This window comes from Paenibacillus sp. FSL H7-0716 (assembly GCF_038002705.1).
GTDB lineage: Bacteria > Bacillota > Bacilli > Paenibacillales > Paenibacillaceae > Paenibacillus_AQ > Paenibacillus_AQ odorifer.
In genome coordinates this window covers 1-19,401 of record NZ_JBBODA010000061.1, presented here as the reverse complement: position 1 = coordinate 19,401, position 19,401 = coordinate 1, and the positions used below count along the sequence as shown (strand labels likewise).

Below are 19,401 nucleotides of genomic sequence, written 5' to 3'. Positions count from 1 at the left end.
GAGAGGGCTACATGCCTTCTCCTTTTTTCGTTATTCCGAGAAATGAGGGATGAATCATGTTTCCACTTACCAAAAAAGAGAAGCTAAAGCTCGGTAATAGAACCGTATCAATTCCGAAGCTTACCCGAAATCGTTTGAAAAAGCTGACAGATCACATTGGAACCATAGGCGATCTGTTTGTAAAAGTATTTCTGGCACCGCAGGAAGATCGCTCGCTTTTTATTGTTGCCGGTTCAGAAATTATGATCGATGAAATTTATGAACTCACATCGCTGCTCAGCGATATCGAGATAGATGAATTAAGTGAGCAGGCCAGTCTTGCAGAATGCACTGAATATCTGAATTTAACATGGAAGAAAAATGATATGAACGCAGCCCTAAAAAACTTGAGCGGCCTGGTCCCTCCGATGATGCAGCAATTCGTTCAGTCAATCGCGCAGCGGATGAATCAGGCCGGGGCTTAACTCACGATGAATTTGTGATGCGGTGCTGCACGGTACTCGACAAGACACAATGGCAGATCGAGAACGAATACTTCTTTGTTGATTTGCCGCAAATGCTGCTGTTGAAAGACCAGGCTCATGCATCTAACGTAATCGAACAGCTTGAAATTGAATCATACCCACATATCACCGACAAGAAGGTTCGAGAGCAGATCATCAATCGCTATATTCAGGCACTGCCTAAGGTGCCTGAAAAACCGAAAATGTCGGCAGAAGATCAATATCAAGCGCAGCTTGTGCGGATGAAGGGAGGAGGGTAATAGTGGCAGGTAATCTTGGAGAATTGAGAGCTACGTTAGTGGCTGATGCAAACAGCATCAAACAGGAGTTAAGGGCGGTTAAACAAGAGTTTTCTGGTCTTGGTGACCAAGGCACTAAAACAGCTTCAGATGTTAAAAAGATGGAATCGTCCTTTAACAGTATCGGTGATCGGTGCATCCAGTAAGCAAATCAAGCAACTCACGACAGTGTTGGATAATGTTAATGCGAAAATCGAAATTCAACAAAAGAAATTAGCTAGCCTCAAACAGTCTTATGACACAACTTTTGATAGTAGCCAAAGGAACAAACTCCAAGAGCAAATAGTAAATACAGAATCATCAATCTTGAGACTCACTGAAACGTCAGATAAAACTGCTCAAAAAATATGGAACTTAGAGGATAGTGCTAAAAAAGCCGGAGAAGGTTTTCAACAACTCAGTAGTAAATCTTCGGAGGCTGCTGTCGGTTTCGGAAAGTTGAGCAGTAAGCTATCGGAGTTGGGAGCTAGCTCAAAACATATTGAAGCTATTAAAAATGCGATAAATGAAGCTAATCCTGAAATCTTACAGGGGCAGCTTGAAGATGTTCGTCATGAGTTAGAAGAGCTTGGCTTGAATACGGATGTAATAGACGAGATCATTGGAAAAATGAGTGAACTAGGTAGTGCCGCAACTTCTGCAGAAATTGAGATCGAAGCAATGGGTGCTGCCTATCTTGCGTTGTCCATTGCAGCAGGAGCTGCGATAGCGAAAGCAATTAAAACAGCTGGAGACTTCGAGCAAGCCATGCAAAATGTGCGCGCAATCAGCCAGGCTGTAGGATCAGAATTTGATGCATTAAGAGATCAGGCTCTTAAATTAGGCGCTCAAACCAAATTCACAGCATCTGAAGCTGCTGATGCCCAGGCTTTACTTGCTCAAGCTGGCTTTAAGACTAATGACATCTTGTCTTCTATGCCCGGTGTCCTTGCACTTGCTGCCGCTGGTAATACTGATTTAGCCCTTACGGCTGATATCGCTTCATCAGCACTTAATGGATTTGGAATGGCTGCTTCGGAGACTGCCCGGGTAGCGGATGTGTTAGCCAAGTCATCAATAGATACCAATGCGGATGTAACTGATCTTGGTATGGCTCTTAAGTATATCGCTCCGGTTGCAGCCGCAATGAATATTAGTCTTGAAGAGGCGGTTGCTGCTATCGGCGAATTATCAAATGCCGGTATCAAAGGAGAAATGGCAGGAACTCAACTGAGGGCTATGCTTTTGGCTTTGGCTTCTCCATCCAAGGAAGCAGCTGGGTATATGGAAAAGCTTGGCGTAAGCATTAAAGACAGTGCAGGAAATATCCTTCCATTATCAAACATCATCGGTCAACTTACGAGTGTTTGGGGACGACTAACTGAGGCACAACAAGCAGATGTAGCTGCTACACTGGTCGGCAGAGAAGCAGCATCTGGATTTTTAACACTGATTGCACAGGGCGAAGGAACACTCATCGGTTATACAGAAGCCCTCCAAAACGCTGGCGGAACAGCTGAACAAGTAGCTGGAACCCAAATGGATTCATTAAACGGTTCAGCAGAACAGATGAAAGCAGCATTTGAAAGTGCGGGAATCATCGTTGGTGATATGTTTGTTCCAGCGATTCGGAAAGCGGTTGAAGAAGTAACGTCTCTGATGACTGGCTTCACGGAGTTAAGCCCAGGTGTTCAAAACTCAATTGTCGCGTTTTCTACGGTTACTCCTTTAGTACTAGGAGCAGTTACAGCCTTTTATGCTCTCAAAAAAGCGATAGATGCAGTAAAAGTTGCTGCTCTAGCGGCTAATGCTAGTATCCCTGTTATCGGCGCTGTCGCTCTTGCCATTGGCGCTGTATCAGCTGCCGCTGCTTTTCTTTACGGGAAATATAACGAGGCCAAGGAAGCTACAGAGAATTTCAAAGAAGCACAAGCCGCGCTTAATGATACTTTGAGAGATAGTCCTATTAATCGTAGTGTTGACGAACTTGAAGAATTGCGTTCTAAGACAGAGGAACTCAACACTGTGCTTAACAAACGATCTTTATTGCAAAAGCGAATAAATGAGATCCAGTCCGCATGGGATACGGGAACAGGTACTCCTGAAATGATGTCAGAAGCCATGGAAATTAATCAACAGTTAGGTGAGATTGACGAGAAGTTGAGAAGCATGGGTTTCGACGGTGTTGAGATTGCAACTCAAAAACTTAATGAAATGAATATAGCAATCAAAGAATCTATCGGAGCTTTATTTGACGAACAGAAAGCTGAAGTTGCTGATCTAGCGGCTAAAAACCAGAAAGTCAAATCAATGGAAACGGCACTTGCAACTCTTAAAAGTCTATCATCTGCACAAAAGCTGGATCAGGCACAAAAACAACAGTTGGTTGATGTTACAAATGCACTTAAACGCGAATACCCAGGACTAAATGCTGTTCAGGAAGAAGATGGACGGATACGTGTTTTGAACATAGGTTTTATCGAAGATCAGATAACAGCAGACAGGGCTCTAACCACAGATGCTGCTAGAAACGCCCAAACAAGGATTGATAATCTTGCTGCTGAAGCCAAAGCACAGCGTGAATCTGTAGAAGCTCAAATCAAGAATTATGGTAAATTACTTGATGCTATGGCTTCTGTTTCTGGTGCTAAGGCATCCACGTTTGCGGAATCGGTTAAACAGGGTGAGGAACGAATGAATGGAAAGACACCGTCTGTAATTGATATTGTAACGAATACAGCTAGAGCACAAAACGAAGCAGAACTTACAAAACTAACAAATGAACAGCGTGCGATCGCTGAGAAACAAAGAGAAATCGAGAAGGCAGCGGCTTCCCTTTCATCGGGTGATTTTAGTCTCGGTGCTAATAACAAAGGAGCACCTATTGATCTTAGTACACCTGAAAAAGCGAAAAAAGAGAAGAAAGAGAAAACAACCAAAGGTAAAACTGCAGCTGAGCTTGCTGCTGAAGCACGAAAGGATGCTTATGAGACTGATCTGAAAACAATTCAGTTTCAAGCTGACTATTACGATCTCACTGCTGATAAACAGATTGAAAAGTACGAAGCGCTGCGGAAAAAGCATGCTGCTTTCCTCAAGGAATCTGTAGACGACGCTCGAACATTACAACTACAGCTAAAGCGACTGGGAGAGGACTCAGCTAAATCCCGTTACGACTTCTCGGCAACATGGATAGATGCGGAGTCCAAACGGATGGAGGATAGTGGTAAGGCGGAACTCGAAATCGCGCAAATGAAGCTGAACGCTTGGACCCGCACTCGTGATCGATATAAAAAGGATTCAGATGAATACAAGACAGCCGACGATAAAGTTAGGCAGTCTCGCAAGGAAGTTGCCACTGAGACGTTAGCAGCAGAAAGAGATCTATATGATAAACGAGCCAAAATGATCGAACAAGAGATTAGAAGACTCGAGTTAAACGGATCTTCAGAAGAAGAACTGACCAAGTATAAAATACAAGCTTGGACTGATCTTCGGGCAAAATACTCAACCGATTCTGAATTTTACGAGAAGGCGGATGAAGCACTGTATCAGGCAAGAAAAACACTTACAGATAAAACGCTAGATCTAACTAAAGAACTCGTTAAATCTGAAAAGTCGCGAATCGAAGAAGCTAGGAAAAAAGATCTTGCTGCTATTGAAGAACGAAAAAAGGCTTTTGTATCAGCGCAGGAAGATAAGATCAAAGTGATCGATGACCTGTTGGCGAAGGAAGCTGAAGCGAATGAATTTGTGGATTTTGAGGAAGAGCTCGCTAAGAAGAATACTCGTATTGAGTTACTGGCTTCTGCTGTAGGTAATGACGGTCGTCAAGAACGGAAAAAACTTATTGAGGAACGCGATAAATTCGTTCTTGATCATGAGCGGGACCTCCGGAAGCGAGAGCTGACTTCTCAGAAAGATGCCTTGCAAGATGAAAAGGAAGCTCAATTACAGGCTTATGAGGATGAGAAGGATGCGGCAGAACGACAGTATGATGCTCTAGTTGATGCCTTCGAAAACCATTCCGAGGACATCAAGGAAATCGAGGCTGGAATCGCAGCATTTCGTGTTTCTTCTGCTGGTACAGCTAATGCTCAGATCCTCACGGATCTGGATGCTTTTGTCACTCAGTACAATTCAAAGATGGCAGCTATTGCATCAACCAAAGCTGCTGCGCAAAAAGATATTGATCTTGCTGAATACAATGCTAATAAAGATCTCTATAATGTTGCTAAATCTACAGGGAATAAAACTGAAATGGCTAGACTGGGGGCACGGAACCAATCGCTTAGAGACCTCTATGGAATAAGATCGGATACAGGAAAGCTTCAAAGTTTCGACGTGGGTGGAGTGGTTCCTGGTCCGATCGGTGCAGCCGTGCCGGCTATCGTGCATGGTGGTGAAGGGATATTCAATCAGAGTCAGTTACGGGGACTGTTCCGGATACTAGATACACCTAGTCTTATCGGTGCTGCCTCAGGGATATCTAAGTCGGAAACACATATCGTGAATCATTTTGACATGAGCGTAAACGATGTGAAACTAGAGGATCGAGTCGATACTGAGACGGTATATACCGAGCGTGAGAAATCAGCCCGTCGACTACAGACGATGGGAGTGAAGTCCGGATGAATGATGTATCTGTGAATGGTGTTTGGCTCTCAACCTTGAACATCATGCTGGTCAGCCGTGATATACCTCCCTTGCCAGAGACTGAGGAAAACACTGTCAAACTTGCTGGAAGAGACGGCGTCAAGAACTTCGGTAGTACCTATTCGGCCCGACCAATTGGCTTGGGTCTATTTATCATGGGTGACGACTATTATGGCACTGTGGCAAAGCTGGCTAGTGTGTTTGATGTTAAGAACGGACCTTTGATAGTCATATTTGATGATATACCTGAAAAGAGGTTTGTTGCCGAGTATCGCGGTTCCATGGCTTTTGATACTTCGACCGGGAACCGGAAGATTGATATTCCCATGAAGATGGATGATCCGTGGATCGAGTCGATACAGGATACCGAGCTGAGGGAATATGGAGAGGGCCTTTCCTATGGAGAGGGCTTCTTTTATATCTCTGATTCTGCGTTTCCGATTACGGCGAGCGGTCAGACGTTCACTATTAATAATTTGGGATCGACAGAGGCTTACCCGCTGATCCGCATATCTGGAGCATTTACCAACCTTTCGATGAGTGACGGCAGCCAGACCTTGACCATCACCGGCGGCGCTGGAATTAATGATGTGTTTGAGTTAGACAGTGACCTGGATAAATGCTCTGTCCGGCTAAATGGTACGAATGCGTATTCCCGCAGCAATGGTGTCTTCTTTGTTCTTAAACCAGGAGCGACAACATTCACCGTGACGGCAACAAGCCCGAATATCACTGTTGAAGTTATATATCGCTATAATTATCTCTTTTAGAAAGGAGCGTGCGGATATGATTTTTAATCGACGAACCATTACCAAGCTCCTCGACCTTGTGAACCTACAGCGACACAACGACAACTACGCTGATATCCAGACGGATTTAAACAATCATGAAGGAAGGATCACAGGAGCGCAGGGCGATATCACAGAACACAAATTATCTACGCAAGCCCACTCAGCAGAGCATGTGACCTATGAAGGAGGGATTGTTGGAGCATCCAATACGAAAGATGCTTTGGATGAACTGAAATCAACGATTGATAACGTAATCGTCGAGGGTGGGGACGGTACACAAGCAGCAGCAGCGGCTGTTAGTGTTTCTGGCACAACCTACCCTACATTGAAGGATAGAGTAGATACCGAATACCTTTCTACTACTGCGCAGTTGGCGGAGAAAGGTCAGCAAATTAAGGGCATCGACGTTCCGTATAACTATCAAGGTCCGGTTATTACGTTTATTGATGATGATATAACAACCGCATTCATTACCCGAATGCAGCCGATCTTGGACGCGAAAGGTGTTAAAGCAACGCTCGGAGCGATTACAGGATTTGTGGGAACCTCGGGATATATGACCAAAGCCCAACTTATTGCGCTACAGAATGCAGGTCATGAGATCGTCAGCCATTCTAAAACGCACGCAGAAACAATATTTAAGTCAAGTACCCACGATTTATCCCTAGTCACAGACTCGGCGATAGAAATGGAGTATAGCGAGAGCCGACAGTGGCTCATAGATAATGGCTTCAACGGATTTGACACGCTAGTGTATCCGTGGGGCGGCTTCGGTAGCCAAGTAGTTCGATATAAGCGATTGGCCCGGAAGTATTACAAGAATGCAGTTAACGCTACTGGAATTCATAACGCCTCACCATCGGACAACATGTATCTCAATCGGACGTTTATAAACATCAATCAGGATTTCACCACAATACTAAAACCTATCATTGACGCTGCGGTAGCAAATAACGGATGGTTGATTCTTGGATCACACTCGGGCGATACTATTAATTTTAACGGCACCTACCTCGCTACGGTCATCGACTATATTCAGAGTCTTTCGGTTCCTATTCTCACGTTTTCTGAGGCTGAAAAGCTGAAAGGAAATGCCTTATCCATTGGGGAGTTTACTGATGCAGACGTAAAGCTGTATGTTGGGAAAGATGGCGCGAGGAGCGGTATAACAGTGCCTTATAAAGTAATTCAAGGAATCTACACTAGCATCCCAGGTAACACGATGAATGATGTAATAACAAAGTACGAAAAGTACAAGATGACCGTTACCCACATTCAAAATACTGGAGATACCTATAAGGGACAAGGTGGGACGCTGGAAACATACCACGGTGACGATTTCTACTCGTTCCAGCGATATGTTGTTGCTGACGGGACGGTCTCTTACCGAAAATGGTCAGGCGCTAATGCTTCGGGATCATGGGGAGCGTGGAAAGATCTAGCCACGACCGGTCAATTTTCAGGACAAAGGTTGGCTACCGATCCTATCATGAGTTACAAGAACGGCACCGAATATGCGGATATTAGCGGATCAAACAGTACAATTGCGAGTTATCCAGAGGGTTTGCCTGGAACACTATTCACTTATCGTAATAGCGCTGGCGATGTCTTTTCATATCAGGAGTACAAGATTCGTCAAAGTAATAAAAAGTATAGCCGTTATTGGGATATGACGACCGTCCCGGTAACTCCTGCCTGGTCAGTTTGGGTGAGCATTGGTGCCGTATAAACTCTGTGAAATATTTACCAAATCATGATAGTATAAAGGAGGAATTTTATATAGGAGGTAGGCATTTCCATGGGTGAGTATAGGAAGAGAAAAAAAAAGAAACGTAAAGTAATGCCATTTATTGTTTCGGGAGCAGTAATCTTATTGGTGCTGATAGGGTTATTTATTTTTACAAATAGACCGGACACAGAGGTTATAGAACAGCAAAGTTTGCCAGTTGTTACTAGTCCTGATTCAACAACAGCGCCAATCTCAGAGCCAATGATTCCCCCATCAACAGCGATTGTTACGATTGTTGATGATGATGGATCAGAAGCTTTCTTGACTAACATGAAGTCAACGTTAGATGCTGCCGGAGTTAAAAGTAGCCTGGCTATCATAACAGATAAAGTCGGAACGAAAGGCTATATGAGTAAGCAACAACTCCTTGATCTGCAATCAGACGGGTATGAAATTATATCTCACACAAAATCTCATACCCCGTCTGTTTTTAAAGAGAATTTGGCAGGTGTTCCTGATTCAAGCTACGATGTTGAGTTTGGTGAAAGTCAAAAGTGGCTCGTTGACAATGGATTCATCGGAAGTAACACTGTGGTGTACCCTTGGGGTAATTTTGGCACTGAAACAGATCGGATTAAAAAGATTGCAGGGAAGTATTATCAGAATGGATTGAATGCATTAGGTAGCTACAACCTAGCTGGCAGTGATGCATTGTATTTAGACAGATACCAGTTAATTAAAAATCAAGATTTTAACTCTAAACTAAAACCGATAATTGATAGTTGTATAGCAGAGAATGGTTGGCTCATACTACTTACTCATTCATTCGATCAGACAAATTTCAGCAGTGAATACTTAGAACAGACGATTAAATATTTAGAAGATAATAATGTGAAAATACTTACTTTTGGAGAGGCTTCTAACCTAAAGCTAACTAAAAAATAGTACTATTTCAGCTTTTATGACTTGAAAAATTAAGGATGTGTTACTAAATTGTTGGAGTCAGTTCGTTCATCAAGAATGATAGCTGCGTTACTTGTAGTATTTTTTCATGTACAAGATATGGTTAGTAAGAGGCTTGATAGTGAGGCTTTCGCTACTAAATTTGGCGGTGTAGGCGTAGATATCTTTTTTGTGATTAGCGGTTTTATTATGATGTACAGTTGTTACGAAATGTTTGGTTTAAAAGAGGCCCCATTAAAGTTCTTAAAAAATAGATCTGTACGTATTATTCCGACATACTATTTATTTACTACCCTGATGGTAGTCCTTCTTATTTTTGCACCTTCTTTGTTCGGCAGCTTAAAATTCGACTTATGGCATGTGATTTTATCGTATCTCTTTATTCTCTCTGAGGACAATGCAGGAAACGTTAGCACAGTTCTTGGAGTCGGATGGACACTTGCTTTCGAGATGTTTTTCTATTTAGTATTTGCTTCTTTGCTAAGGTTCCCTAGAAAATTTTTTATTCCTTCTATAATAAGCATTTTTATACTAGGGAATCTTATAGGTTTATTTGTAAAGGATTTAGGAGCTTGGTCTACCGTTTTTACTAGTCCAATAACTTTTGAATTTCTTTTTGGATGTTTGATAGGACTCTACTATAAGAAAGGAAAATCGCTTGGACTAAAGACTTCTTTTGGCTTGGTTGCGATTGGGACTATATGGATTTTAGCTACTAGTTTTGTGTGGACTATTCAGGTATCTCTGGGGTACTACAGAGTGTTTGCTTTCGGGATTCCTTCGGCTCTGTTTATGCTGGGGTTTATCAATATTGAGAACAACAGGAAAATTGCTACCACGGCTCTTATTAAAAGAATTGGAGATAGCTCTTACTCACTGTATTTGATCCATTCTTTTGTTTTAACAGGCTTTGGGGTATTGATTGCTCCTAGATTATACAATTTTGGAGTTCCTGTCTTCCTTATAGTTGCAGTTACTATGGTTGCTGCCATTATCGGGGGATTTGCTTGTTACTACTTATTCGAAAAGCCAGTAACAAAAAAATTAAAGAAATTAAGGGTAAATAATAACTCCGCAACAACAGAACACTCAGCGGTTTTTATCCCGTAAGATAATTTCGTACCATAGAGGGGGATATCGTGAGACATTCTGACATAGTTGAGTTGCTAAATGAAGTTCAGGATATTTTGGCATTCTTAGATAATCAAATAAATGTAGCTTCTACAGATACAACGATCTTAGAAATTTCGAAACCTAAAGTAAAATCTTCGTTAGAACATTTAAGAAGTTGTTTAGATTATGCGGCACATGATATATACGATAATATTTATAGGGCTATTGATGGGAAGACTGAAGAACAAAGAAACCGTATGAATATTTATTTTCCATATGGCAAGATTCTGAATGATTTTCATTCTAGCTTAGGGAGATCATTTCCTAGACTTGGATTAGTTAATCAAGGTGTCTATAAATTAATGAAGTCAATTCAACCATTTAGTTGCCAATCGAACTGGTTATACGACTTTTGTGAATTAACAAATAAAATAAAACACGTTGAACAAAAGAAACAAGAGAGACATCCAATGCAAAGAATAACGGCTGGGAAATTTTTTCAGGTGGAATACAGGACTAAAGGCCAAAATAGCATTCATGTTTCAGGTAACGTCATTAACGGGGTCAAACAGGAAAAAGATATCAATGTAAAAGACGGCCAAATAATTACTAGTTCTTCAGAAACGGATACCTTTATGAAAGTCACTGATTTCTCAGAGTTTATTTTTAAAGACACTCGAATCAATGTGTTTAATTTATTGAAAGAATCCTATGAGAACATCAACACTTTCATTAAAAAATTATACGTTATATTGTGAATAGGATAAATTAAAATAGTACCCGAATGTTCACTAATTCCACATTTTTACTATATACATTTTTATAGTAGAATGAGACTAAAAGGAGGGTTTATTAAAATGACAAAAATAACAGGCACTTCTGGTGATGGTGAAAAGATTCTGAGTAATTTTAGTGATTTCCATTATTCCCTAGATGCTGAAAAGAGCCATGATAATTTATTTTTCTTCAAAGTATCATTTAAAAATCAATTTGGTTTTATGAATTATGAATTTGAGAACAACACCGCTAGACAAGTTAATCTGGATCTTGATGGCTTCCCTAAAATACTGGGATCGCACAATGATTCAACACTTCTAAATTTGGCAAACAAAATTCATTCTACATTGGAATAGAGCAAACCTATCTACCGCACCTCTGTATAGAGAGTGCGGTATTTTCATGCCAAGAAAGGAGTCCCCAATATGCTGCAGCATCTCAAATCCTTCGACCGCAACCGTGCCCCAACTGGCTTGCTGGTCCATTGCACCGATGTCCAGCGCCGCCGCCGGCTTAATAGCGATTACGAAATCTCCTTCACCGTTCCGATGACCAGTGAAGATTACAAAGAGAAGATCATACCCAAAGGCCATGTTCAAGATGAGCGTGGTCAATTTTATGTTGTCCAGAGTCGTGCCAGAGATCGTAATAATAAGATTATCAGCGCTCAAGTCCTCTGTACGCACATCATGTTTAAGATGATCGACTTCAAGATTCCGTATGATCAATATATCGATGAGGCGTATGGTGTTCATATTAATCTGCTGCTAGACAAAATTAGCGCCGCAACGGGTTATGTATATAGCTTTGTTCTACACAATACTTTCGATCTCCGAGACGTGAAAGACTGGGGAGCAACCACAGCGCTGGCTGCCTTGCAGGACGCTGTCAATCTTTATGGTTGTGAGATCGAACCGGATAATACTGTGATTCACCTATACAAGCGTATTGGCAGCGATGATGGCTTTGAGTACCGGATCCGTAAGAATATCATTAGCGATAGCTTCAAGGATGATAATTCAAACCTGACAACACGGATGTTCTCGCAGATGAAGGAAGGTAGAACATTTATCGGCTTATCTGCCGACTTCTTGACCACCGAAGAGCGCAGTCTTCTGCAGTCCGTTCCTGGTGCAATCGTAGACAACAAAATTGCTGTCAATTACCTGATCTCACCTTATGCTCAATACTGGGCCAATAACATCAACACCTTCTATGACGGCGAAATGATCGATCAGAACATTGAAGATCCAGAAGAGTTGCTAATAGCCACTCGGGAGGCTCTACGCAAGAAGGAGATGCCAGAGTTTGAGATCGGTGTTAGTGCGGCTGATATCTATAAGATTGATCCAAATGAGCAAAAACCAAGATTAGGAGATACGGTCTATGCTTATGACCCGGATATGGAATTGCAGCGCGTCAGTTGCCGAGTAATGGAGTTGACGGAGTATCCTTTCTCCATGGATAAACATAGCCTTGCTACTCTCTCCAATTATCAGATGCGGGATGATACGCAGGTTTTGGCAGATCTCGAGCGGAGCAAACAGATTCTAAATGATCTGTTATCCGGAGGTCGGGTTCGTGCTTCGGCTTTCGAGGAGTTTGCGAAGCAAGCTGTTATTGATATCAACGCATCTAAGAGTGAGGTTATATACGATAGTCGCGGCATCGTGCTACAGGAAGTGAATCATCCGAATGTTCAGATGGTTATGACATCCCGGGGGATTATCATCACAGAGGATGGCGGGGCAACAGCACGAACTGCCATGACGGGCAGGGGAATTTCCGCTGAAGTTATCGCAGGTGTACTCGGTAGTTTCGTCAGCATGGAAATCGGCAGTGGAAACAATATCACCAAGATTAATACCAACGGTATCAGCTCGGGGCATGCAGATTTTTACAGCGCGCCGTTCCGGGTCGACATGGCAGGGAACGTGGTAGCAAGATCCATTACACTGACTGGTTTAATTGAGGCGAGTAGAATGGAGTACTCTGATATTGTCGCGGGTTCAATTACGGGAGCACTTATAAGGACGGCTATAGCTGGCGCGAGGTTTGAGGTGGATGAGACTGGATGGCGGACTTATGATGCAAGTGGTAAACAACGTATTGGAATATATTTAAACTCCGGGTACGGAATGAGCGCCATTACCTTCGATCAAACCAACGGCAGTCGTAGTGGTGCAATCAATGGTGGAGATGGTCTATTTGAAGTAACGTCATCAGAAGATATGCTAATCTCAGCAATGACCAACAGACTCTATTTTCAAGGACAACTTGATTTTAATTCCGCATATAGCGTTTCGGGATTCGATATTAATTTTGTTAATGGACTAAGAGCAGAACTAGATGATCTCCGAGCAGCGATACAAAGTAAGGCAAGTGCAAACCATTCACATACTGTTAATCTCGGAACTCATAATCATGGCATTGCCGGTGCAGTTAACTGGGGAGGCTCATTCTCTGTTTCATAAAATGTACTACCATGTCGTAGAACTCTTGGATATACTTGGTATATTACTATGTTGGGGGGCAGACATTGAAAAAGAAGATTATAATCATCACGACCGCTGCACTTATGCTTGGCGGTTCTATTGGATTTGCAGCTACAAACTCCCCGTTAATTGGTGCAAAAGTGCAGGGATTGTTCATGGTTCAGAAATCGGACGGTACGAAGATAGGTGACGCAGTAATTATCAACGGAACGGCATATGCTCCTGTTAGGTCAGTTTCAGAGGCGACGGGGGCTACGCTAACCGTGGAAGGGAAGAAGATTATCATGAGCGAAAATAACACAACATCCGTCGAGATCACTGGGAAATCTTCTGATTATTCTGAAAAGAAGAGTTATCTTGAGTATAAGATCAGGGCTGCTGATAGTGATATTAAGAGTGCTCAGGGAGCGATAAAAGGACTTGAAGTATCTGTAGAGTCTGTTAATAAGCTACCTTCTGAGAAGCAAAAAAATGAGACCTTAACAAAAATCGATGAAATGATCAAAGTAAAGCAGCAAGTAATATTGGAAAAAGAGAAAGAGTTGGCGGATCTTCAAGAGCAACTTACTGAGGTCGATGCACAAGAAGCAGAGGAAGGTAAATAACATGTTACGAAAATTCTTGTCTGTCGTATTATTTGCAGCAATATTAACTTCCTGTTCTTCAAAAGTTGAGACAAATCAAGTTTCCTCGCCGGCAGAGACAGTGAAATCATCTGTTCAAAGTCTAGACAGCCTATATAATGAGGCGAAGGGCTATTATGAATCTGGTGAATACAATAACTTGCTTTCTGTCGGGGACAAGCTACACGTTGCTTACCCGGATGATTTAAAGACAAAGGAAGTCTTAACCTGGACAACTGAACTGTATAAGGAGACTAGTAATGAAGTGGATGATGCGTTGACTTCGCCATCTCCAGATGAAGTTGAGCCAACCAAGTCTCCAGAAGAGATTAAACAAGCGTTGTCCGGTCTGAGAGAGCGCAAAGATGAAGTACGTGAGATCTCATTCTTCTATGCTCAGTCAACTTCCGAGTTTGTTGATGAGAACGATGTGTATGTATATTTTTCAAAGTCCAAGGATGGCGTTATCTCTAATCCGCGTTTTAAAATCCAATATGCTGGGGATGATTGGATTTTCATTGATAAGTACACCATTAATGCTGATGGCGAAATTTTCGAGGTTACTCCTGAATACTCAGAAGTCGTAAGAGACAACAACAGCAATGGGGTTTGGGAGTATTACGAAACGTACATTGATAAAGATACCATCGAAATGGTTCGGAAAATCGCAAATGCTGAGAAGGTTATTATTAGATCTTCTGGAGAAAGCCGTCATTATGATATGACACTTTCTAAACAGCAGAAGCAAGCAATGCAAAAAGTGCTGAAGGCCTATGAAGATGCAGGTGGATTGACCATAATTTTCGACATTGATCTTTAATTAATGGAGGGCTTTTGTGAAGAAACCTATTGTTTGGGTAGCTGCAGTTCTGTTGTTACTTTTCGCCTTCAGTGTATTAATTTATCCAACTCCCTACCGATACTTAGAGTTTGAATATGAAAACAATGGTGGAAGGGTTCCGGTCAGATTGAATGTGATTACTGGGAAAACTGAAACATTCACTCCTATGTTTGGCTGGACAACAATAAGAAATCAAGAACAATGAGTCCTCAGATGAGGGCTCTTTTATTTTGGGTGTAAGGAGGTAATCTATATGAGAATAACAAATATTGGCGTATCCATCGATCTCACTCAGCCGGTGCAAGAAGTTGTAGATATTATTTCCGTCGTTCTAAATCACCATCCCAACCGACACCAAGAGATCCTTGAGGCTATTGATATTAAGGTTTGTGAAGCACTGGCAGATCTCCAGAAACTTAAAGAACCTCCGTCAGAAGAGACTGAGGGAAAAGCAGATGAAATTGTAACGTAGAAGGCACGCCCGAAATGGAGCGTGTTTTTTTGTACCCTCGGAACCGATTCGAGGTTGATAGTATCCTAAACAGAGAGAGAAGGGAGCGGGGGAATGAACAGTAACGATGTATCGAACTTAGAAAAGCTGTTACCGCTAGCAGACAAATACGGACTTGCTTATCTGGTTGCGCTTGTACTGCTGTTTTTTGTGATCTTACAGTGGAGGGCAGTAATGAAAGGCGATCTAGTCCCGCGAGAACTACTAGATCGCGCTGAAGAGGACCGCGACCGACTACAGGCAATTCTGGATAAAGAGCGAGCTGACTTTATGGCTCCGACACTGGAAGTACTGCAAAGACTGAAAATAGATCATGCTGCTGCCAGTGGCAATGACCAGGATAGGGGAGGATAACGTGTTGAGTAAATTAATCAAACGATTCTCCTGGCATAAAAAGAAAGAGAAAGAGATGGAAACCGCATCTCGCCGGGTGGCACTGACGATTCTTCGTTATAAAGAGTCGTCAAAAGAAATACAGGAAGAGATCGAACGAAATCGTTTTGCTCGATACCTGGTTTACGATAAGGGGGATCACCATGGGATTCATTGATGTTTTATTGCTACTGCTTTATGTCATTGCCATTGTGACGGCGGTTTACATCTTGTTCAAGCACAGATCATATTTTCACGATAGGTTTCAAAAAGGCGTCGTCAGTGTCTTCATGCTGGCGATGCTTTTTTTCTTGGGGGCTTACACCTTTAAAATGCTGATCGCCCTATTAATTCGGGCATCTGTCGTGTTTGGATTCTCCAGTCCCGAATTATCTGAGTGGCTACTGGAAGGCTGGATCATTGCACAGATTGGGACAACTGGTGGACTGATTTCTTTGGCATGGTTGACACACTCTGGACGCTACGATCAGTTCGTGCAGTTGAGACGATTAGATAAAAGAATTGAATCAAAGGACAAGGAGGATGATGGCTGTTGAAACAACAAGGTTATTTCCTACTGCTGGACTGCAGTGAGTTTCGGGCTTGGTTAGCGAATCAAAAGATTACCCGTTCTATACGGAGGCTACAGGTCCATCACACATCATCTCCAAACTATACCACCCGTCGCGTTGTGGGTGGCATAGCTCAGCAGGATCATTTCAAGGCTTTGGAAGGAATGCGAGATTTTCATATTAAAACAAACGGCTGGAGCGCAACTGGTCAGAACATAACAATCTTCGAAGATGGCAAGATCGCTATCTCATTAGATCGCGATCTTAACTCGACTCCGGCTGGAATAGCAGGGGCAAACACTGGGGCATTGTGTGTAGAAATCATCGGAAATTTTGACAAGGGTGGCGACACCATGACCGATGCCCAAAGAGTGGCTGTGATTCATCTATATGCTTGTTTGTGCGATAAGCTTGGCATTACTCCAGACATCACCTCTATTGTGTATCACGCTTGGTATAAAGCAGATGGTACGTGGCTAGGTGACTATGCCGCAGGGAAGTCCAGCAAAACCTGTCCGGGCACGGCGTTCTGGGGAGATGGTAATACACGGGCGGCGGCTATTAAGCGCTTTATACCTGATGTGGCTGCTGAGTTGAAAAGAATAAAAACTAGGAGTGTGGACGAATTGTCAATAGAGGATAAAAAGCGTATTGAGGAATTGGAACTTGAGGTTAAAGAACTGGCGGCTACAGTAATAAGCCTGCTCAACAGCAAGGATGTGCTCAAGCAGGCTATCCAAGAGCAAGGCCAAACGCTTCTCAATACATCTACTGCGGTCAAGTCATTGGAAGACAAGTCAGTAATCAAAGAAGTACCTGCATGGGCGAAACCAGCCGTACAAGCTGCATTTGATGCGGGATTGGTAGACACACCAACGGGTGGAAGTTATGACTTTTACCGGATGCTTAAGGTTTTGTATACAGCTGGATTACTCATCACAAGATTGGAGGGTAAATAACCATGCAACCAATTATTGAACAAGCTCAACCCTATATTACTGCCATTGCTTTGGCTATTGTCGGTGTGTTGGCTACGGTAATTCTACGAGCAGTAGCGTTGCTACAACAAAAGGCAAATTCATGGTTTGATGCAAAGCTATCGGTATCTCAGCGGGAACTCCTGTACAAGATTGCCTCAGAGGGTTTTGCCTTTGCTCAGACGGTTTACAAGGATCTAGGCGGAGAAGAGAAGCTGCAGCAGGCTCTTCTCTATTCTTCAGATCAATTGGCAGCCAAAGGAATAAAGGTATCCACTAAGGAAATCCGCGCAGCTGTTGAGGATGCTTATCTCAAGTATAAGGCGACGGTGCTGACGAAGAATTAAAGAAATGCCCTCCGGTGCTCATGGAGGGCATTTTTGTTGTTTAAAGATGGTTGACTTGGTTATTCTTCCAAATCTCTTCAATGAATTGGTGGCGGGTTATAGGTAGTATGTAACCAGTTTCCTGTTTGATAATATCTTTAAACTTGCCTATTTTGGGTAGCCAATTATTTTCTTCAACTGCATAATAGTAAACATTCCAATCATAATCAGTCCGTGTGCATTTAAAACGAACTGACCTTCCTTCGTGGAATAAGGTGAACTCCACTTCATCTTTGTCTCGAACAGTTTTGCCTAAATGAACATTTTTTATCTCCATTAGAATTACTCCTTTTTGGGGAAATCTTACTGGCCTCATGAATAAGGTATTATACTTACTCAAGAAATATAATATGTAGCTGGCTTCGGCTGGTGGGCTTTTTCTCATTTACAGAATGTGACAAACGTGGTATTCTCCACTTACACGAGTCGGAAGCACCGAAACGTGCAGTCCGAAAGAAACGGCATTAACAGCTCTATTGGCTTCGGCTGATAGGGCTGTTTTTATAACAGATAGGAGGATTATCATTAATGGCGGAAGAAGTGAAGGTTGAAAAACTTGATAAAAGTGAAGAACCCTTTGAAGAAGCTGAGAAAAAATGCTTTATTATTATGCCAATTGCTGATACACCTGGTTATGATCCAGGGCATTTTAATAGAGTATATGAATACATAATAAAACCTGCTTGCATAAATGCCGGATTTAAACCAGAACGTGCTGACGATACAAAAAACACCAATACCATAATATTGGATATTTTAAATCAGATTGTAAGTGCTGATATGGCAATTTGCGATCTAAGCTCAAAAAATCCTAACGTTATGTATGAACTTGGTATAAGGCAGGCATTTAATCTGCCGGTTGTTTTACTTAAGGATGAAATAACAAATAGGGTGTTTGATACTTCTCATTTAAGAGATGTTCCTTATGATCAAAGTCTAAGGATTGATTCCGTACAGTTAGCCATCACTAAATTAACAGATGCATTATCAGCTACTTATGAACACAGAGAAAATGATACGAATTCATTAATTAATATTCTAGGAATTGAACCTGCCAAAACACCTGTAAAGAAACAAATAGGGCAGGATACAACTATACTTCTCGATGCAATAAAAAGCATCAGTTATCGCATTGATCGGATAGAGTTAAAAGGACATCAAGACGTTTTCATATCAGAACTTTTAGAAAATGATAAAATTAAAGCAATTGAACATTTTAAACATAAAATTGGTTCTCAGATTAATCATGAAAAACATGGAATAGGTAAACTTTATAACGTGGGTGAGAACGGGTCCTTACATGTAAGATTCAAGGATACCGGGAAAAATTACATTATTCACTATCCATATACTAATGTTTCTTTCACGGATTAAATTATTTTTTAATCGGTAGTCCCTTTAAATTATTAAGGGGACTTTTTTGTTGCTTTAAAACTCCTATAGCATTTATAATACAAACAAACGTTCTTATTTTTGGAGGCGATCACATGAAACTATGCATCGGCCAGACGGTAGAAATCGTATATGAGGATAAAACCGGAAAAATCACGCAGCGTAAAATTGAGGTTCTTGGTATCCGTGATAGCAGGATTCGAGCCACTTGCCTTTCAACACGTGCCCCCAGAGTCTTTTTAGTCTCAAATATACTTGCTTGGCAACCTGTGAAGGAACAGCGTTATGCTTAGCGACACTGCGCGCAAACTGCTAATGATCATGCGGCATTCGTCAGTGCACCACGGCTATATGCCAACAATGGAACAACTAGAAAATAAGAGCGGTCGGACTTCAGACAAAATAAGGGCAGGTCTTCAAGA

General features: G+C 42.0%; 23 protein-coding genes. 22 read left to right on the top strand and 1 reads right to left on the bottom strand.

Translation table 11 applies throughout. The features are described 5' to 3' along the window. Nucleotides 1–56 precede the first annotated feature (56 nt). From MHH60_RS32560 to MHH60_RS32465, 20 genes are all read left to right on the top strand, one after another. Nucleotides 57–464 (top strand): hypothetical protein, encoded by a 408-nt coding sequence (locus tag MHH60_RS32560; RefSeq protein ID WP_076138964.1) that lies wholly within the window; start codon nt 57–59, stop codon nt 462–464. 17 nt (nt 465–481) lie between these two features. After that, nucleotides 482–763 (top strand): hypothetical protein, encoded by a 282-nt coding sequence (locus tag MHH60_RS32555; protein ID WP_076138965.1) that lies wholly within the window; start codon nt 482–484, stop codon nt 761–763. A gap of 2 nt (nt 764–765) precedes the next feature. Beyond that, nucleotides 766–948, top strand: a complete 183-nt coding sequence (locus MHH60_RS32550; protein ID WP_076138966.1) for a hypothetical protein — start codon at nt 766–768, stop codon at nt 946–948. After that, complete coding sequence (locus MHH60_RS32545) at nt 893–5,416, top strand: phage tail tape measure protein (protein WP_143766816.1); 4,524 nt, start codon at nt 893–895, stop codon at nt 5,414–5,416. Before MHH60_RS32550 ends, MHH60_RS32545 begins: the two co-directional genes overlap by 56 nt. Next, nucleotides 5,413–6,207 carry a phage tail domain-containing protein gene (locus MHH60_RS32540; RefSeq protein WP_076138968.1) on the top strand — a complete coding sequence of 265 codons (795 nt, stop codon included), beginning with the start codon at nt 5,413–5,415 and terminating at the stop codon, nt 6,205–6,207. Before MHH60_RS32545 ends, MHH60_RS32540 begins: the two co-directional genes overlap by 4 nt. A gap of 16 nt (nt 6,208–6,223) precedes the next feature. Next, nucleotides 6,224–7,957 (top strand): polysaccharide deacetylase family protein, encoded by a 1,734-nt coding sequence (locus tag MHH60_RS32535; protein WP_076138969.1) that lies wholly within the window; start codon nt 6,224–6,226, stop codon nt 7,955–7,957. Between the two features lie 69 nt (nt 7,958–8,026). Then, nucleotides 8,027–8,902 carry a polysaccharide deacetylase family protein gene (locus MHH60_RS32530; RefSeq protein ID WP_076138970.1) on the top strand — a complete coding sequence of 292 codons (876 nt, stop codon included), beginning with the start codon at nt 8,027–8,029 and terminating at the stop codon, nt 8,900–8,902. A gap of 48 nt (nt 8,903–8,950) precedes the next feature. Further along, complete coding sequence (locus MHH60_RS32525; RefSeq protein ID WP_143766817.1) at nt 8,951–10,030, top strand: acyltransferase family protein; 1,080 nt, start codon at nt 8,951–8,953, stop codon at nt 10,028–10,030. A 29-nt stretch (nt 10,031–10,059) separates the two neighbouring features. Further along, a complete protein-coding gene (locus MHH60_RS32520; protein WP_076138972.1) occupies nt 10,060–10,791 on the top strand; it encodes a hypothetical protein in 732 nt (243 codons plus the stop codon). Nucleotides 10,792–10,890: 99 nt separating this feature from the next. Next, nucleotides 10,891–11,166, top strand: coding sequence for a hypothetical protein (locus MHH60_RS32515; protein WP_076138973.1), 276 nt, complete (start codon nt 10,891–10,893; stop codon nt 11,164–11,166). Nucleotides 11,167–11,235: 69 nt separating this feature from the next. Next, nucleotides 11,236–13,284, top strand: coding sequence for a prophage endopeptidase tail family protein (locus tag MHH60_RS32510; protein WP_076138974.1), 2,049 nt, complete (start codon nt 11,236–11,238; stop codon nt 13,282–13,284). Between the two features lie 65 nt (nt 13,285–13,349). After that, the gene (locus tag MHH60_RS32505; RefSeq protein ID WP_076138975.1) at nt 13,350–13,910 is read left to right on the top strand and encodes a hypothetical protein; all 561 of its coding nucleotides are present in this window, start codon (nt 13,350–13,352) and stop codon (nt 13,908–13,910) included. Between the two features lies 1 nt (nt 13,911). Then, a complete protein-coding gene (locus MHH60_RS32500) occupies nt 13,912–14,748 on the top strand; it encodes a hypothetical protein (RefSeq protein WP_076138976.1) in 837 nt (278 codons plus the stop codon). 16 nt (nt 14,749–14,764) lie between these two features. Further along, nucleotides 14,765–14,974, top strand: a complete 210-nt coding sequence (locus tag MHH60_RS32495) for a hypothetical protein (RefSeq protein ID WP_076138977.1) — start codon at nt 14,765–14,767, stop codon at nt 14,972–14,974. Nucleotides 14,975–15,022: 48 nt separating this feature from the next. Further along, nucleotides 15,023–15,241, top strand: coding sequence for a hypothetical protein (locus MHH60_RS32490; protein WP_076138978.1), 219 nt, complete (start codon nt 15,023–15,025; stop codon nt 15,239–15,241). 93 nt (nt 15,242–15,334) lie between these two features. Then, nucleotides 15,335–15,634 (top strand): hypothetical protein, encoded by a 300-nt coding sequence (locus tag MHH60_RS32485; protein ID WP_076138979.1) that lies wholly within the window; start codon nt 15,335–15,337, stop codon nt 15,632–15,634. A 1-nt stretch (nt 15,635) separates the two neighbouring features. Further along, entirely contained in the window at nt 15,636–15,830 is a 195-nt protein-coding gene (locus MHH60_RS32480) for a hypothetical protein (protein WP_076138980.1), read from the top strand. Further along, nucleotides 15,817–16,209, top strand: coding sequence for a hypothetical protein (locus tag MHH60_RS32475; protein WP_076138981.1), 393 nt, complete (start codon nt 15,817–15,819; stop codon nt 16,207–16,209). Before MHH60_RS32480 ends, MHH60_RS32475 begins: the two co-directional genes overlap by 14 nt. After that, nucleotides 16,206–17,183, top strand: a complete 978-nt coding sequence (locus tag MHH60_RS32470) for a peptidoglycan recognition protein family protein (RefSeq protein ID WP_076138982.1) — start codon at nt 16,206–16,208, stop codon at nt 17,181–17,183. Before MHH60_RS32475 ends, MHH60_RS32470 begins: the two co-directional genes overlap by 4 nt. A 2-nt stretch (nt 17,184–17,185) precedes the next feature. Next, nucleotides 17,186–17,548 carry a phage holin, LLH family gene (locus MHH60_RS32465; RefSeq protein WP_076138983.1) on the top strand — a complete coding sequence of 121 codons (363 nt, stop codon included), beginning with the start codon at nt 17,186–17,188 and terminating at the stop codon, nt 17,546–17,548. 40 nt (nt 17,549–17,588) lie between these two features. Here MHH60_RS32465 and MHH60_RS32460 read toward each other — a convergent pair whose 3' ends face one another. Continuing rightward, nucleotides 17,589–17,864, bottom strand: a complete 276-nt coding sequence (locus tag MHH60_RS32460; RefSeq protein ID WP_076138984.1) for a hypothetical protein — start codon at nt 17,862–17,864, stop codon at nt 17,589–17,591. Nucleotides 17,865–18,115: 251 nt separating this feature from the next. On the opposite strand from MHH60_RS32460, the gene MHH60_RS32455 reads away from it, so the two are divergent. Both MHH60_RS32455 and MHH60_RS32450 read left to right on the top strand, forming a co-directional pair. Next, a complete protein-coding gene (locus tag MHH60_RS32455) occupies nt 18,116–18,961 on the top strand; it encodes a hypothetical protein (protein WP_076138985.1) in 846 nt (281 codons plus the stop codon). A 113-nt stretch (nt 18,962–19,074) separates the two neighbouring features. After that, the gene (locus tag MHH60_RS32450) at nt 19,075–19,272 is read left to right on the top strand and encodes a hypothetical protein (RefSeq protein WP_076138986.1); all 198 of its coding nucleotides are present in this window, start codon (nt 19,075–19,077) and stop codon (nt 19,270–19,272) included. Nucleotides 19,273–19,401: the final 129 nt, after the last annotated feature.

What these genes read in the sequence shown, in the direction of transcription:
- MHH60_RS32560 (WP_076138964.1), top strand. Translation starts at nt 57, where the DNA reads ATGTTTCCACTTACCAAAAAAGAGAAGCTAAAGCTCGGTAATAGAACC.
- MHH60_RS32555 (WP_076138965.1), top strand. Translation starts at nt 482, where the DNA reads ATGCGGTGCTGCACGGTACTCGACAAGACACAATGGCAGATCGAGAAC.
- MHH60_RS32545 (WP_143766816.1), top strand. Translation starts at nt 893, where the DNA reads ATGTTAAAAAGATGGAATCGTCCTTTAACAGTATCGGTGATCGGTGCA.
- MHH60_RS32540 (WP_076138968.1), top strand. Translation starts at nt 5,413, where the DNA reads ATGAATGATGTATCTGTGAATGGTGTTTGGCTCTCAACCTTGAACATC.
- MHH60_RS32535 (WP_076138969.1), top strand. Translation starts at nt 6,224, where the DNA reads ATGATTTTTAATCGACGAACCATTACCAAGCTCCTCGACCTTGTGAAC.
- MHH60_RS32530 (WP_076138970.1), top strand. Translation starts at nt 8,027, where the DNA reads ATGGGTGAGTATAGGAAGAGAAAAAAAAAGAAACGTAAAGTAATGCCA.
- MHH60_RS32515 (WP_076138973.1), top strand. Translation starts at nt 10,891, where the DNA reads ATGACAAAAATAACAGGCACTTCTGGTGATGGTGAAAAGATTCTGAGT.
- MHH60_RS32510 (WP_076138974.1), top strand. Translation starts at nt 11,236, where the DNA reads ATGCTGCAGCATCTCAAATCCTTCGACCGCAACCGTGCCCCAACTGGC.
- MHH60_RS32500 (WP_076138976.1), top strand. Translation starts at nt 13,912, where the DNA reads ATGTTACGAAAATTCTTGTCTGTCGTATTATTTGCAGCAATATTAACT.
- MHH60_RS32490 (WP_076138978.1), top strand. Translation starts at nt 15,023, where the DNA reads ATGAGAATAACAAATATTGGCGTATCCATCGATCTCACTCAGCCGGTG.
- MHH60_RS32485 (WP_076138979.1), top strand. Translation starts at nt 15,335, where the DNA reads ATGAACAGTAACGATGTATCGAACTTAGAAAAGCTGTTACCGCTAGCA.
- MHH60_RS32475 (WP_076138981.1), top strand. Translation starts at nt 15,817, where the DNA reads ATGGGATTCATTGATGTTTTATTGCTACTGCTTTATGTCATTGCCATT.
- MHH60_RS32465 (WP_076138983.1), top strand. Translation starts at nt 17,186, where the DNA reads ATGCAACCAATTATTGAACAAGCTCAACCCTATATTACTGCCATTGCT.
- MHH60_RS32460 (WP_076138984.1), bottom strand. Translation starts at nt 17,864, where the DNA reads ATGGAGATAAAAAATGTTCATTTAGGCAAAACTGTTCGAGACAAAGAT.
- MHH60_RS32455 (WP_076138985.1), top strand. Translation starts at nt 18,116, where the DNA reads ATGGCGGAAGAAGTGAAGGTTGAAAAACTTGATAAAAGTGAAGAACCC.
- MHH60_RS32450 (WP_076138986.1), top strand. Translation starts at nt 19,075, where the DNA reads ATGAAACTATGCATCGGCCAGACGGTAGAAATCGTATATGAGGATAAA.